We start from the raw sequence: 14718 nt of genomic DNA on the forward strand, positions 1-14718 counted from the left end.
ATCCCGCGCGGCCCGGCGGGACGGCTTGCCCGGCGGCAGGCCGTCCCGCCGGGCAGGGCCCGGATCGCGATTACGCCGGCAGCCCCTCGCGCTCGAGCCTCGCGTAGCTCGTCTCCATCCCGTCGACCATGCCGGTCGCGAGGATCATCTCGCGGGTCTCGGCGTCGGGGTACGTGATCATGAGCGTGAGGCGAGTCCCGTCCGCGGTCGGGGTGAGGGTGAGCTCGTTCAGCGTCACCGGGCCACCGCTCCCGTCCGGATTCTCCGGGGTAGTCATCGCCTCGGTGGTGACGAGCCGCACGGGCGGCACCGCCTCGACCACGTCGCCCGTAAAGCCGAAGCGGTTCGCCCCGCCCGTCTCCGCCCACTCGTAGCGGTAGCGGCTCCCGGGCTCGGCGGCGAACTCGCAGACCGGCATCTCCCAGCCGTCCGGGCCGAGCAGCCACCGCTGCAGCAGCTCCGGCTCGGTGTGCGCGCGCCACACCTGCTCGACTGAGCCGCTGATCAGCCGCGTCACCCGCGCCCGATCGTCGCCCACCCGCTGGAGCAGAGTGCCACGATCCGCGGCGTACTCGGCGAGCTCGGCGAGGACCCCGTCGATCTGGCCCATTGCCGCTCGCATCCCCTCCTCCATCTGCATGGCCATCAGCTGCTCAAGCTCGGCGAGGGAACCGAACAGGGTGGTCGTCGTGAGGCGCGAGCCGAGGGCGGTCTCGGCGAAGTCGAACACCATGCGCATGCTCGGCATGTCCGGGTGCGGCGAGCCGTCCTCGCGCGCGAAGCCGTCGCGCACCTCGAACGAGCGCCCGTCGTCGACGGACACCCACTCCCAGTAGCCACAGCTGCGGTCGCCTTCCGGACCGGTCATGCAGTACGAGCTGCGCCCGCCCGGGGCCGCGTCGTGCCGGAAGAACGTTGCCGGGTACTCGGGTGGCCCCCAGAAGCGTTCGATCTGCCGCGGATCGAGGTAGGCGTCCCAGAGCCGGCGCACGGGAACGGTGAAGTCGGCAACGACCGTGAGCGTCAGCGCTTCAGGGTCGGTGGTGACGGAGGTGATGGGCATGATCGCGCCTTTCAGTTCGGGTCGGGCTCGGCGAGGAAGGCGTCGAGTCGGTCGATTCTGGCGCGCCAGAGCTGCTCGAAAGCACCGAGGAGCTCACGCGCGTGCCGGATCGTCTCGGGGTTGCCGCGGATAATCCGCTCTCGGCCGCGCGGGGTGCGCGCCACCAACTCGGCGGCCTCGAGCACCGCGACGTGCTTCTGGACCGCGGCGAACGACATGTCGTACTCGCCCGCCAGCTCCGAGATCGAGGCCTCCGCCGTGAGCGTGCGGCGCACGATGTCGCGCCGCGTCGTATCGGCGAGGGCCCGGAAGATCCGGTTCGCTCGCTCGTCATCCACCATTTGTGCAACCATTTGGTTGTACGTTACGCCGCGCGACCGCCGACGTCAAGCCCTGAGCAGGAATTTAGTGAGCGTCGCCCTCGACCGCGGGCGCGGCATCCGACGCCGGCGTCGAATCAGCGGCCACCTCAGCCGCCCGGCGCTTCGCCCGCCACGACGAGAACGCGCGCCACAGCTCGAAGAGGATCGGGATCCCAGGGATCAGCACGAGCACGATGATGAACACCTCGCTGTACTCGCGCACGAACGGGATCTGTCCGAGGAAGTAGCCGAGCAGCGTGACGCCAACACCCCACAGCAGGGCCCCCACGGCGTTGTACACCACGAACTGGCGATAGCGCATATTGCCCACACCGGCGGCAGCCGGAACAAACGCGCGGAAGATGGGGAGGAAGCGGGCGATGATGATCGCCTTGGGGCCGTGCTTCTCGAAGAACGCGTGCGTGCGCGCAACGTTTTCGGGGTTGAATAGCCGACTCTTGTCCTTACTGAAGATCGCCGGGCCGAGTTTGCGCCCGATCATGAAGCCCATTTGATCGCCCGCAAACGCAAACACGAACAGCAGCAGGCAGGTGATCCAGATCGGGACGTCGATGATCCCGGTGGCCGAGAACAGGCCCACCGTGAACAGCAGCGAGTCGCCCGGCAGAAACGCCAGCACGAGCACGCCGGTCTCAAGGAACACGAACGCGCACGCGAGGATCAGCGCCGCCCAGCCGCCCGCCTTCAGCAGCGTCTCGGGGTCGAGCCAGTCGATGCCGAAGAGGGCAGGGACAGCTACCGAGGTTAGAGCAGCAAGCATCGAGGTCACGGGATAAATCTCAGCTCTCGTGGGGGGGCGGATCGTGGCAGCACGTGGCGTCTCCACCCCGGCACCCGTCCAGTATGCCGCGAGTCGCTGGACGCGGGCTGGTGAATCGGCCCGGGGGCACAAATCCGGGCGCGGTATCCTGAAGACACTGCGCAGTGACTCACCCGAGGGGGACGCATGAACCGCACTTCGATCCAGCAGGCCGGCGCGATCCGGGCGGGCGGCGCGCTCGCCGCAGCGGCCGCGCTCGCGCTGACGCTCACGGGCTGCGTCACCGTCAACGTGCCCCCAAAGTCGGGCACTGACTCGGACTCCGCGTCCCCGACGGTCCCCTCAGCGACCGCAGCGCCCGGCACACCATCGCCCGGCAAGAGCGACACTGACTTTCCGGCCGGCGGGATCCCCGCGGACGTGGCGTGGCCCACCGAGTGGTTGCAGACGATCGCCGACAAGTCCGTGGGAATCGACGGCGCCGTGGTGGGGATCGACCTCGACTACGACCGCGGCGCGTGGGTGTGGGAGGTCACCAGCCGGGTGCCCGGGGCCGACGCGGCAGCGGCGCGCCGCGGGCTCGGGACTGATCTCGACGCCACCGCGCTCACCCGGATCTCGCAGCGCGACGTCGAGCTCGACCGGGACGAGCTCATCGACATCACGGTCGATGCGGCCGAGGCCGCACGGATCTCGGGCGAGACCAGCCCGGGCACGCGCCTCACTGAGCTCTCGCTCGACGAGGACCGCGGCCGCGCCGTCTGGGACGCCACGATCATCGACGTCACCACGCTCGCCGAAACTGAGCTGAAGATCGACGCGCTCAGCGGCGAGGTGCTGGAGCGCGAGGCGGACTAGCGGCCGCCCCGCGCCCGCAGCTTACGCGGAGGCGCGTTCCGCCATCTCCACGACGTTCTTGAGCAGCAGCGCGCGGGTCATTGGCCCCACACCGCCCGGGTTCGGCGACACCCACCCGGCGACCTGCGCCACGGCTGGGTCCACGTCGCCCACCACGCGGCTCTTGCCCGTTTCGGGGTCGGTCTTGCGCGAGACGCCCACGTCGAGCACGATCGCGCCCGGCTTCACGTTTTCCGCGCGCACGATGCCCTCGACCCCCGCCGCGGCGACAATCACGTCGGCGCGGCGCAGCTCGGCCCCGAGATCCTGGGTGCCCGTGTGCGTCAGCGTGACGGTCGCGTTGAACTCGCGGCGCGTGAGCAGCGGCCCGATGGGGCGGCCGACGGTGATCCCGCGGCCGACCACCACGACGTGCTTACCGGCCCAGGAGAGGCCGTTGCGCTCCACGAGCTCGATCACGCCGCGCGGCGTGCACGGCAGCGGCGAGGTGATCTCGGTGTTCGCGTTGAGTACCAATCGCCCCAGATTGGTGGGGTGCAGGCCGTCGGCGTCCTTCGCCGGGTCGATGCACTCGAGGATGCGATCGGTGTCAATGTGCTTCGGCAGCGGCAGCTGCACGATGTAGCCGGTGCACGCTGGATCGGCGTTCAGCTCGCCGAGCACCGCCTCCAACTCGTCCTGGCTCACCGTCTCCGGCAGCTCACGCTTGATCGACGCGATCCCCACCTCAGCGCAGTCGCGGTGCTTGCCCGCGACGTACCACTGCGAGCCGGGGTCCGCGCCGACGAGCACGGTCGCGAGACCCGGCACGACCCCGCGCTCGGCGAGCGCCGCGACGCGCACGGTCAGCTCAGCCTTGATCGCGGCGGCCGCGGCCGTCCCGTCGAGGATCCGGGCGGTGCCCGAGTCGCTCACCGGACTCACCACTCCTCGAGGCCGGGGTACAGCGGGAACGCGTCGGCGAGGGCCGTGACGCGCGCCTTGAGCGCCTCGATGTCGCCGGCCTGCTGCAGCGTCAGCGCGATGATGTCTGACACCTCGGCGAACTCGACGTCGCCGAAGCCGCGGGTCGCGAGGGCCGGGGTGCCGATGCGCAGGCCGCTCGTCACCATGGGCGGACGCGGATCGAACGGCACCGAGTTGCGGTTGACCGTGATGCCCACCGCGTGGAGCGCATCCTCGGCCTGCTGGCCGTCGAGCTGCGAGTGACGCAGGTCTGCGAGCACGAGGTGCACGTCGGTGCCGCCCGTGAGCACGTCGACGCCGGCCGCCTTCGATGCCTCGGTGGTGAGTGCCGCGGCAAGCAGCTTCGCGCCAGAAAGCGTGCGGGCCTGGCGGTCTGCAAACTCGTCCGTCGCGGCAAGCTTGAACGCGGTCGCCTTCGCGGCGATCACGTGCATCAGCGGGCCACCCTGCTGGCCGGGGAACACGTTCGAGTTGATCTTCTTGTAGAGATCAAGATCGTTCGTGAGGATGAAGCCCGAGCGGGGGCCACCAATGGTCTTGTGCACGGTCGACGAGACCACGTGCGCGTGCGGCACCGGGTTGGGGTACAGGCCCGCGGCGACGAGCCCCGCGAAGTGCGCCATGTCGACCCAGAGCGTGGCGCCCACCTCGTCGGCGATCGCGCGGAACGCCGCGAAATCGAGCGTGCGGGGGTACGCCGACCAGCCGGCGATGATCACCTTCGGCTTGTGCTCGAGCGCCTGCTGGCGAACCACGTCCATGTCGACGAGGAACGTCTCGGGATCGACACCGTACGAGGCGACCTTGTAGAGCTTGCCGGAGAAGTTGAGCTTCATGCCGTGCGTGAGGTGGCCGCCGTGCGAGAGCTCAAGGCCGAGGATGGTGTCGCCCGGCTCGGCGATCGCGGAGAGCACCGCGGCGTTGGCCGAGGCGCCGGAGTGCGGCTGGACGTTTGCGTACGCGGCGCCGAACAGCGACTTCGCGCGGTCGCGGGCGAGATCCTCGGCAACATCGACGAATTCGCAGCCGCCGTAGTAGCGACGCCCGGGGTAGCCCTCGGCGTACTTGTTCGTGAGCACCGAGCCCTGGGCTTCGAGGACCGCGCGCGGCACGAAGTTCTCGCTGGCGATCATCTCGAGCGTGCCGCGCTGGCGGCCGAGCTCGTTCTTCAGGACCTCGGCGATCTCGGGATCGACGACCTCAAGCGGCTCGTTGAAGAAAGCTGACTGGGTGGACATAGTGCGCTCCTCATGCTGTGTTCCGCGCAGGCGGAATTGGTGTCGGATCCGAGACCCAGGCGAGCGGCCAATCCGTGAAGAGGTGTCGTTCCCCGATGGTGGACCATCTGTACGCCAGTCACGACCCACTCAGCATACCAGCGGCCCGGCGCGACACTCCGACGATTGCCAGCTCCGGAGTGGAATAGAATCGGTCGGATGAACACGATCGCTGCTTCCACGTCAGACGCCCAGTGGGTGCTCACGCTGTCATGTGTTGACGGTCCCGGTATCGTCCACGCGATCAGCGGGGCGGTGGTCGCGGCCGGCGGCAACATCGCCGAGAGCCAGCAGTTCGCATCGGCAGACACCGGCCGCTTCTTCATGCGGCTCCAGGTCGAGGCGGTTGCGCAGCCAGACACGTTCGAGGACCGCTTCACCGGCGCGCTTGCCCCGGTCACCGAGCGCTACCACATGAGCTGGCGCCTGGACCAGGTGGGCCGCCCCGTGCGCACGCTGATCCTCGCCTCCACCGCAACTCACTGCGTCAACGATCTGCTCTACCGCCAGCGCGGCGCACAGCTACCGATCGAGGTGCCGCTGATCCTCTCGAACCACGAGACCGTGCGCGACATCGCCGAGTTCTACGACGTGCCGTTCGAGCACCGCGCGATCGCGAACCCGGACGACCGCGACGCGTTCGAGGCCCGGGTCCTCGAGGCGGTCGAGCAGCACGACATCGAGCTCGTGGTGCTCGCGCGCTACATGCAGATCCTGTCGCCCGGCCTGTGCGAGGCGCTCGAGGGGCGCGCGATCAACATCCACCACTCGTTCCTGCCCGGTTTCAAGGGGGCGAACCCCTACAAGCAGGCGCACCAGCGCGGCGTGAAGCTGATCGGGGCGACGGCACACTTCGTCACTACCGACCTCGACGAGGGGCCGATCATCGAGCAGGACGTGACCCGCGTGGACCACTCATACTCGCCGCGCGAGCTGGTGCAGCTGGGGCAGGACGAGGAGGCGCGCGTGCTGCGTCGGGCCGTCGGCTGGTTTGCAGAGAACCGGATCCTCGCGGACGGCGCGCGCACCATCATCTTCCGCTAGCGCGCAGCGCGCGCTGCGGTGAGCCGCACGCGCGCGCTGCACACGCGAGCGTTCGCACGGACGCAGAACGGGCGGGGCGGATCCGACTTCGGATCCCGCCCCGCCCGTTTCACTCTCGCGAGCCGCGGACCCTACAGCAGCTCGCGGTGCTTTTCGGTGAGCTCCGCAACCGCGCGCTCAAGCGCGGGGTCGTCGCCGCGGGCGAGACCCGCGTACTGCAGCGTCACGCCGTCGTCGCTCGTGATCGCCTTCACCCAGAGGCGGCGGCGCGGCACGAACAGCGACCACATGAGGCCACCCAGCGCGGCAAGCGCAAACACGAGCACCCAGATCTGGGCGGGGTTGCGCATCACGTCGAACGATGCGTAGCGCGGAACTTCCTCGAGCGTGATCGTGCCGAGCCCGTTGGGCAGGTCGGCGGTGTCACCCACGGCCAGCTCGATCGAGTCGATATCCACCGCGCGCCCGGTCAGCTGGTCCATCTGTGCCGTGTCGAGCGCGTACACCGACTGCGCCACACCGTCGTCGATCCCGAGGTCGCCGCTGAACACGTCGAGCGTGAGCAGCGGGTTCTCAAGATCGGGGTAGTTCGAGGTGAACGCCCCCGTCTCGAGTTCAGCCTTCGTGGGGTAGAAGAAGCCGCGCAGGCCGAGCTGCGTGCGCGTGCCGTCCTCCTCGGTGATCCCGTACGGCACCTTCAGCACGCCCAGCGAGGTCATGGTCAGGTTGTCCTGCGGGATGAACGGCATCGATTCGCGGTACACGACCTCGCCCTCGGCGTTCTTGATCGTGATGAGCGGCGCGTACCCGTTGGCGATCAGGTAGATCGGCGATCCGTGTACGCGCAGCGGGTGGTTCACCCGGATCGTGTGCTCGGTCTCGGAGCCGTCCTCAGCGTCGATGAGGGTCATGTTCGCCCGGTAGTCCTTCACCTGGCCGAGCGCCGACAGGTTGCCGTCCTCCGGCGTCATGTAGTCGACGTCGAGCGAGTTGAGCCGCAGCCCGAACGGCTCAAGGCTCGACGTATCGAACGCCTGCCCGGAGTTCACCGTGTCGTAGTCGATCAGCTGATTCACCATCGTCTCGCCCTCGATGAGCACCTTCTGCCCGTTGAAGGTCATGGCCGAACCGAGGCCGACGGCGATCAGCACGCCGACGAGCGAGATGTGGAAGATCAGGTTGCCGGTCTCGCGCAGGTACCCGCGCTCAGCCGAGACCGAGATCTCAGAGGTGCCACGGCGCTCGGCACGCTGAATCTCCACGCGGTAGCGCTGCTTCTTCAGCAGGTCGCGCCCGGCCTCGACGGCCCGCAGCGCAAACTCCTCGCGCTCCGCGGGGGTCGCCTCGGGGTTCGACACCCGCACCTCAGTGAACCCGGCCATGCGCTGCAGCCGAGCCGGCGTCTTCGGCGGGGTGCCGCGCCACGCCTTCCAGTGGTGCGTGATGCGCGGCAGCACGCAGCCGATCAGGGAGATGAACAGCAGCAGGTAGATCGCCGAGAACCACACCGAGTTGTAGACATCAAACGCCTGGATCGGGAACGCGTTGAGCACCTTGTAGAGCTCCGGGTAATCCTTCGCGTACTGGATCACGCCGTTCGGGTCGGCGGAGCGCTGCGGCACGAGCGAGCCCGGGATCGCCGCGATCGCAAGCATCAGCAGCAGCAGCAGCGCCACGCGCATGCTGGTGAGCTGGCGCCAGAACCAGCGCGCCCAGCCCTTCAGGCCGAACTCGCCAGACTCGCCGCGGAGCGATCCGCCCGCACCGGTGCCGTCGTCGTAATCAGAGGGGCGTGACATATCCGCCAATCACCGCCTGCAGTGCGAACATCATCTTGCTCCAGAGTCCGGTCACCATGAGGAGACCGATGAGGATCAGCAGCCCGCCGCCGATCAGGTTCACGACACGAATGTGCCGCTTAAAGAAGGTCATCGTCTGCGTCATCCACCCGAAGCCGAACGCGGCAAGCACGAACGGGATGCCGAGTCCCAGGCAGTACGCGAGCGCCAGCACGATCGATCGGGCGACCGACCCCTGCTGCAGGCTCAGCCCCATGATCACGGTCAGCGTGGGCCCCATGCACGGCGTCCACCCGATCGCGAACACCGCGCCGAGCACCGGTGCGCCAGCGATCCCGAGCTTCGGCTTGAGGCGCAGCTTCTTCGTGGTCTGCATGCGCGAGAACATGCCGATGAACACGCCGCCCATGATGATCACGAAGACCCCCATGATGCGCGTGATCAGGCCTTCCCACTCAAGCAGCCAGACGCCGACGGTGCCCGCCGCGGCCAGGAACGTCACGAGCACCACGCTGAATCCCGCCACGAACAGGATCGCACCGACCACGAGCCGCCGCCGCGCCGGGGGTTCCCCGGGTGCGGCACCGGCGCTCGCGCTCGCGTATGCGAGGTAGCCGGGCACGAGCGGGAGCACGCACGGCGACAGGAACGACAGCAGGCCGGCAGCGATCGCGATCAGCGACGCGAAGAGGAGCTGCCCGTCGGCGACGAGGTCAGAGACGTTCACTCTGCCCGCCCGGCGGTGTCACCCGGGTCGGCGTCTGACTCTGCGGCGGCCGCGCCGCCGTCCTCAGCGAGCGTCTCCTTGATCAGTGTGGTCAGCTGCGACTCCGCGGCGAGCTGCCCGAGCACCCGATGGGCCACCCGGCCCTCTCGGTCGAGGATCAGCGTCGTGGGGACCGCGTTGAGCGGCACCTCGCCGGCGAAGGCGCGCTGCACGGAGCGGCCGCCCGGCATGTCCATGATCGACGGGTACTCGACCCCAAACTCCTCCGCGAACTGCTGGGCCTGCGCCACCTGGTCGCGAGTGTTGACGCCGAGGAACGCGACGTCGTCGCCGGCGAACTCGTCGTAGGCTGCCACCAGGTCTGGCGCCTCGGCGCGGCACGGCGCGCACCCCGCGTACCAGAAGTTCACCACGGTCACTTTGCCGAGCGTGTCCGTCGACGCAAACGTGTCGCCGTTCTCCACGGTGCCCGAGAACTCGACCGGGTCAGTGCGCTCGCTCGGGAGGAAGCTCGCCGAGGTGCCGTCCCCAGAGATGTACCCCTTCTCGTTCGACTCCTGCCACTGCTGCGCCAGATCGTTCCCGGCACCACTGCAGCCGGCGAGCGTCAGCGCGGCGGCGAGGCCGAGCGCCACGGCGGCGCTGATCCGCTTGGCCGTCATACGGCGCCCACGTCGACCGCGTCGCCGAGGAGCCCGGCGGCGGGCGTGCGGTAGTCGACCTCAAACCAGCGCTCGCCGCGCTTTTCGAAGCTCGTGATGCTCGACAGCTCGCAGCGCCGGGTCGCCGGGTTGTGGAACAGCGGCTTGCCGGCAACGTCGAGGTGCGCCATCCAGATCGGCGACTGGTGAGACACCATCACGATGTCGCCACCGCGCGTCGACTCCCAGGCGTCGTCCATCGCCTGCCGCACGCGGGCCGCAACCTCGCGGTACGGCTCACCCCAGCTCGGGCGGAACGGGTTCCAGAACTTGTGCCAGTACCGCGGCTTCTTGAACGCCGCGTCGGGCCCGGAGTTCACCATGCCCTCAAAGAAGTTGGTCGGCTCGATGATCCGGTCCTCGGTGTTGATCTCGAGCCCCAGCGCGCTGGCGATCGGCCGCGCCGACTGCTGCGCGCGCTCAAGCGGCGACGCGAACAGCTTCGCCACGAGGCGGTCGCTTCCCGCGAGCTCCAGGGCAGCGGCCTCGGCCATCTGATGCCCCCGCTCGGAGAGTCGGAATCCAGGGATACGCCCGTACAGCACCAGGTCGGGGTTGTGCACCTCGCCGTGGCGCACCAAATGCAGCAGTTTGTCGCTCACACCCCCATTGTACGATCGCTCAGGCTGAGAAAGCCGAGAGGGTGCCCCGCCGTGGCGCTCACCCGCGCGGCAACCCCGGCGCTACGCCAGCCAGGAGCGCAGCTGCGCCGTGGTGAGCTCGTCCACCGCGATCGTTTCTCCGATCGGCACGACCGTGTGCAGCACCCGATCCCCGTACAGGTGCACGAGGTTGAACCCCTGCGCGCCGTCGCGCCCCCGCAGGTGTCCGAAGGGGACGTTGAGGTCTTGCGTGTAGCAGGTGGCCGAGGCCACGGAGACGGGGATGCCGCCGACCGTGCTGAATGAGTTGTAGTGCAGGTGTCCGCCGAGCACCGCGCGCACGTCGGTGCCCGCGATCGCGTCGGCGAAGCGCTGCTGATCGCGCAGCTCGACGAGCTCGAGCGGCTCGAGCAGCGACGGCACGGGCGGGTGGTGCAGCGCGATCAGCGTGCCGTGCGGCGCCGGCTCGGCGAGCACCCCGGCGAGCCACGCGTACTGCGCATCGGTGATCTCGCCGTGGTGTTTGCCCGGCACCGTGGAATCGAGGGCGACGATCCGCAGCCCGTTCACCTCGTGCACCGCGTCAACGCTCGCTTCCCCGGCGTCCGAGTCGAGGAGGAGCTCGCGGAACGGGGTGCGCACGTCGTGGTTGCCCATCACCCAGATCACCCGCGCCCCGATCGCGGCGGCGGCGGGCTCCACGAGCGCGCGCAGCCGGCGGTACGCGTCCTCCTGGCCGGCGTCGGCAAGATCGCCGGTGAACACGATCGCGTCTGGCCGTGCCCCGGATCGCGCAAATTCGGCGAACAGCCGCCGCAGGTTCGCGTCGCTGTCGACGCTGCCGAAGAGCAGTTCGCCGTCGCCCACGAAGTGGGTGTCGCTGATGTGCAGGATGAAGTGCGAGGCCGGCGGATGCTGCGCGGTGTCTGACACGATTGAGTCCTTCCGAGCTGCACCAGCACTGGTGACTGGCGTCTGTTACTGAGGAGGGTACCCCGGCCGCCAGCCGAGTGCGGGGCCGATACTGGTCGCGAGTTCGCGCAGGATCTGTTTCCAGTCGTCGAGCTCGAACTCGAATGGCAGCTCAAACAGGTAGTCGTCGGCGGCGCGGAACGCGAGGTCCTGCCGAATGAACTCGACGATCTCGTCGGTCGAGCCGAGCACGTCTCGCGCGATGATCGTCTTCCCCCCGTGCACCCGCTCCGTGCGCGGCGTGCGCGCCTCGGCGTACGCCAGGTACTTGCGCTGCTGCTCGGGGGAGGCGCCGTCGGTGGGCACGATGACGCGCGCGACGGACGCCCGTGCCGCATCTCCCTCGGGGTGCGCGGCCCGGAACGCGTCGATCTGGGCGCGCTGCACCCGGGAGAAGTCGAGATCCCCGTCCGCCGTCGAGCTGATGTTGCTCACGAGCCAGTTGAAGCCGGCGCGGCCGGCCCACTCCGCGGACCTGAGGGAGCCGCCGCCGTACCAGAGGCGATCCGAGAGGCCCGGGCTGTGCGGTTCCACTCGTTCCGAGTCGAGGTCGCCGCCGATGCCGCTGTACACCGGAATCTCGCGCACCTGCCCGCCGTCGAGCAGCTCGCGCAGGCGCTCAATGCGGCGGTAGGTGTAGTCCTCGTCGCGCCAGCCGGCGTCGTGCACCACGTCGTTGACGGTGTCGCTGTACCCGGGCGGGTGCACGCTCAGGCCCGCGAGCACGCGGCCCCCGGAGAGCGCGTCCGCGGTCGCCAGATCCTCGGCGAGCCGGAACGGGTTCTCGTGCCCCACCGGGATCACGGCGGTGCCGAGGCCGAGCCGCTCGGTGTGCTGCGCGACCGCGGCGAAGAACACGGCGGGCGACGGCAGGCCGTACTGCAGGTGACGGGTGCGCACCCAGCCGCTGTCGAGCCCGAGCTCCTCCGCGTAGCGGAACAGCTCGATGCCGTCGCGCAGCCCGCGCCCCGGATCGGCCCGGTCGAACGGGACCAGGTGGATAAAGCCGAGGCTCCGCAGTGGGCGCGCGTCGGGGCTGGAGGTCATGCCGCTCCTCAATCGGTCTGGCGGGCAAACGGCCCGGGTGTGGGAGCCAGCGTAGGAGCCGCCCGCTCCCCCACACAGTGATGTGACCCATTATTACCGGTTATGAGAATTGAGTTCGCCCGCGCGCGAAGTGTGGCGGGCCCGGCACAGCTAGACTGTGGGAGTGACTGAGCGTGTATTGATTAAGGACCTGGCCGCCCGCGAAGACGGCACCGTACGTGTTTCCGGCTGGGTCGAGAAGGTGCGCGACCAGCGCTACGTCCAGTTCGTCGTGCTCCGCGACGAGTCGGGTGCGGTGCAGCTCGTCAACGGCGGCGTGCTGCGGGAGCCGGATCCGGAGAACCCGCGCTCCGACATCCTCGTGCCCCGCACCACCACCATCTCTGAGCTGACGCACGGCTCATTCATCACCGTGACCGGTGAGCTGCAGCACAACGAGCGCGTGAAGCTCGGCGGCGTGGAGATCCAGATCGAGGAGATCGAGGTCATCACGAAGTCGCTCCCGGACAACCCGGTCGCGGGCGACTCCGGCATCGACGTGCGCCTCGACTGGCGCTTCCTCGACCTGCGTCGCCCCGAGCAGAACCTCGTGTTCCGCGTCCAGACCACGTTCCTGCACGCGCTGCGCAACCTCTGGGTGGAGCGCGGCTTCATCGAGATCCAGACCCCCAAGCTCATGGCTTCGGCATCGGAGTCCCGGGCCGAGCTCTTCGAGGTCGAGTACTTCGAGGGCAAGGCGTTCCTCGCGCAGAGCCCGCAGTTCTTCAAGCAGATGGCTCAGGCCGCCGGCTTCGGCGGCATCTTCGAGGTGGGGCCTGCGTTCCGCGCAGACCACTCGTTCACGTCGCGCCACGCGACCGAGTTCACCTCGATCGACACCGAGCTGAGCTGGATCGACTCCCACGAGGACGTCATGGAGCTCCACGAGGAGCTCATCGTCGCGGGCCTCACCGCGGTCAAGGAGAAGCACGGCGAAGAGATCCAGAAGCTCTTCGGAGTGGAGATCACCGTCCCCGCCCGCCCGTTCCCCCGCATCCCGCTCGCCGAGGCGAAGCAGGTCGTGAAGGATCGCGGCTACGAGGTCCCGCGCGCCGACGCCGACATGGACCCCGAGGGCGAGCGCCAGATCGCCGCGTGGGCGAAGGAGGTGCACGGCTCGGACTTCGTGTTCCTCACCGACTACGACTCGTCGATCCGGCCGTTCTACCACATGCGCCACGAGGGCGACGCGAACCTCACGAAAAGCTACGACCTCATCTACCGCGGCACCGAGATCTCCACGGGCGCGCAGCGTGAGCACCGCATCGAGGTGCTCGAAGCCCAGGCGCGCGACAAGGGGATGGACCCGGCCGAGTTGGGCTTCTACCTCGACTTCTTCCGCTACGGCGTGCCCCCGCACGGCGGCTTCGGCATGGGCCTGAACCGCGTGCTCATGCTCATGCTTGAGCAGTCTTCGATCCGCGAGGTGACCTACCTCTTCCGCGGCCCGAACCGCCTGCTGCCGTAGTCACGCGGCACGCCGCCCGGCGCAACGCGTGCCCCCTGCCTCCCCGCGAGGCAGGGGGCACGCGTGCGTTCGGGGCGGGCCGGGCGCGCTGCGCAGGGCCGGATTGCGCCGAGCCCGGCAGCGCCGAGCCAGCGCCGGGCCCGCATAACCAATGGATCTGCAATGAATTTGCTTGCCGAACCGCCCCCGCGATGTTAGTGTCCAGAGCATCCGGCGACGACGCAGGAAACGGCTTCCCGCTTCGCTACCGGTACGCAACGGGGGAGTTCGCGTACCGCGATCACTGTCGAACCATCAGGCTCTCGCCCGCTGCCTAACCAGGGGAGAAAGCACATGAGCACCACACGTCAGGCGTCGCGCAAATCAAGGAAGATCGCGGCAATCGCCGCCGGAATCCTCGTCGTGGGGGTCGGCGCCACCTACACCCTCGCGTCGTGGAACGACGCTGAGTGGGTTTGGGGCGGCGCGGACGGCGACCCAAACGTCGGCACGAGCAGCTTCAACGTGCAGCAGAACGCCTCGGCACCGTTCACCACCACCGGGTGGGGCGACTTTGAGACGAACCCGGGCGACGAGCTCACGTTCACTGCGGGCTCGCTCACGCTCACGCCCGGTGACACCATCTACGCGCCGGTCGCGCTGCAGACCTCGGCCGACTCGGTCGCCGGCACCGTGCAGTTGCAGGGCGCGGTCGCGGCAACCGGGATCACCGTCTCCGACACCGGCGGCAGCCTCTGGAGCGCCATTCGCGCGACCGTGCACACGGCGACCGGGGCAACCCCGCCCGCGGCCTGCACCGCCGCGGGAGCTGGCAACGCCGGCTGGACCACGCTCGTGACGAACGCCCCGCTCAACACCGTGGGCAACGCCACACAGACCCTCGCGGCCGATGCCGGTTCGGTGCAGCACTACTGCTTCGCGCTGACGCTGCCGGCGGGCTCGCCAGACACGCTGCAGGGCCGCACCATCGCCCCCGCATGGGAGTTCGCCGCAACCTCAAATTGACGTCCGC

Annotated in this window: 15 protein-coding genes and 1 riboswitch; of the genes, 4 read left to right on the top strand and 11 right to left on the bottom strand. The window is 69.0% G+C overall.

What is annotated here, in order from left to right; all coding sequences use genetic code 11:
• Positions 1 to 70 precede the first annotated feature (70 nt).
• The 3 genes from EV139_RS03495 to EV139_RS03505 form a co-directional block, all read right to left on the bottom strand.
• Positions 71 to 1063: an SRPBCC family protein gene (locus tag EV139_RS03495; RefSeq protein WP_130452953.1), complete on the bottom strand. Its 993-nt coding sequence runs from the start codon at positions 1061 to 1063 to the stop codon at positions 71 to 73.
• Between the two features lie 11 nt (positions 1064 to 1074).
• Positions 1075 to 1404: an ArsR/SmtB family transcription factor gene (locus tag EV139_RS03500; RefSeq protein ID WP_337248746.1), complete on the bottom strand. Its 330-nt coding sequence runs from the start codon at positions 1402 to 1404 to the stop codon at positions 1075 to 1077.
• 64 nt (positions 1405 to 1468) lie between these two features.
• On the bottom strand, positions 1469 to 2206 hold the full coding sequence (locus tag EV139_RS03505; protein WP_130453473.1) for a VTT domain-containing protein: 738 nt from the start codon (positions 2204 to 2206) through the stop codon (positions 1469 to 1471).
• A gap of 186 nt (positions 2207 to 2392) precedes the next feature.
• Here EV139_RS03505 and EV139_RS03510 point away from each other — a divergent pair, with 186 nt between their 5' ends.
• On the top strand, positions 2393 to 3064 hold the full coding sequence (locus EV139_RS03510) for a PepSY domain-containing protein (protein ID WP_130452955.1): 672 nt from the start codon (positions 2393 to 2395) through the stop codon (positions 3062 to 3064).
• Positions 3065 to 3085: 21 nt separating this feature from the next.
• On the opposite strand, the gene EV139_RS03515 is transcribed toward EV139_RS03510, so the two are convergent.
• The gene (locus tag EV139_RS03515; protein WP_130452956.1) at positions 3086 to 3979 is read right to left on the bottom strand and encodes a bifunctional methylenetetrahydrofolate dehydrogenase/methenyltetrahydrofolate cyclohydrolase; all 894 of its coding nucleotides are present in this window, start codon (positions 3977 to 3979) and stop codon (positions 3086 to 3088) included.
• 5 nt (positions 3980 to 3984) lie between these two features.
• On the bottom strand, positions 3985 to 5268 hold the full coding sequence (gene glyA / locus EV139_RS03520; protein ID WP_130452957.1) for a serine hydroxymethyltransferase: 1284 nt from the start codon (positions 5266 to 5268) through the stop codon (positions 3985 to 3987).
• 46 nt (positions 5269 to 5314) lie between these two features.
• A riboswitch (ZMP/ZTP riboswitch) is annotated at positions 5315 to 5400 on the bottom strand.
• 66 nt (positions 5401 to 5466) lie between these two features.
• On the opposite strand from glyA, the gene purU reads away from it, so the two are divergent.
• Positions 5467 to 6351: a formyltetrahydrofolate deformylase gene (purU, locus tag EV139_RS03525; protein WP_130452958.1), complete on the top strand. Its 885-nt coding sequence runs from the start codon at positions 5467 to 5469 to the stop codon at positions 6349 to 6351.
• Positions 6352 to 6482: 131 nt separating this feature from the next.
• Here the strand turns inward: purU and resB are convergent, their stop codons facing one another.
• From resB to EV139_RS03555, 6 genes are all read right to left on the bottom strand, one after another.
• Positions 6483 to 8150, bottom strand: coding sequence for a cytochrome c biogenesis protein ResB (resB, locus tag EV139_RS03530; RefSeq protein ID WP_130452959.1), 1668 nt, complete (start codon positions 8148 to 8150; stop codon positions 6483 to 6485).
• Positions 8134 to 8877, bottom strand: a complete 744-nt coding sequence (locus EV139_RS03535) for a cytochrome c biogenesis CcdA family protein (RefSeq protein ID WP_130452960.1) — start codon at positions 8875 to 8877, stop codon at positions 8134 to 8136. Before EV139_RS03535 ends, resB begins: the two co-directional genes overlap by 17 nt.
• Positions 8874 to 9539, bottom strand: coding sequence for a TlpA disulfide reductase family protein (locus EV139_RS03540; RefSeq protein ID WP_130452961.1), 666 nt, complete (start codon positions 9537 to 9539; stop codon positions 8874 to 8876). Before EV139_RS03540 ends, EV139_RS03535 begins: the two co-directional genes overlap by 4 nt.
• A complete protein-coding gene (locus EV139_RS03545) occupies positions 9536 to 10180 on the bottom strand; it encodes a histidine phosphatase family protein (protein ID WP_130452962.1) in 645 nt (214 codons plus the stop codon). Before EV139_RS03545 ends, EV139_RS03540 begins: the two co-directional genes overlap by 4 nt.
• Before the next feature lie 81 nt (positions 10181 to 10261).
• On the bottom strand, positions 10262 to 11113 hold the full coding sequence (locus tag EV139_RS03550; RefSeq protein WP_241988960.1) for a phosphodiesterase: 852 nt from the start codon (positions 11111 to 11113) through the stop codon (positions 10262 to 10264).
• A gap of 45 nt (positions 11114 to 11158) precedes the next feature.
• A complete protein-coding gene (locus tag EV139_RS03555; RefSeq protein ID WP_130452964.1) occupies positions 11159 to 12199 on the bottom strand; it encodes an LLM class flavin-dependent oxidoreductase in 1041 nt (346 codons plus the stop codon).
• Positions 12200 to 12377: 178 nt separating this feature from the next.
• On the opposite strand from EV139_RS03555, the gene aspS reads away from it, so the two are divergent.
• Both aspS and EV139_RS03565 read left to right on the top strand, forming a co-directional pair.
• Positions 12378 to 13706, top strand: a complete 1329-nt coding sequence (gene aspS, locus EV139_RS03560) for an aspartate--tRNA(Asn) ligase (RefSeq protein WP_130453474.1) — start codon at positions 12378 to 12380, stop codon at positions 13704 to 13706.
• A gap of 333 nt (positions 13707 to 14039) precedes the next feature.
• Positions 14040 to 14711 (top strand): SipW-dependent-type signal peptide-containing protein, encoded by a 672-nt coding sequence (locus tag EV139_RS03565; RefSeq protein WP_237464544.1) that lies wholly within the window; start codon positions 14040 to 14042, stop codon positions 14709 to 14711.
• The last annotated feature ends 7 nt before the right edge of the window (positions 14712 to 14718 follow it).

The organism is Leucobacter luti (genome assembly GCF_004217175.1).
In the GTDB taxonomy this organism is placed as follows: Bacteria; Actinomycetota; Actinomycetes; order Actinomycetales; family Microbacteriaceae; genus Leucobacter; species Leucobacter luti.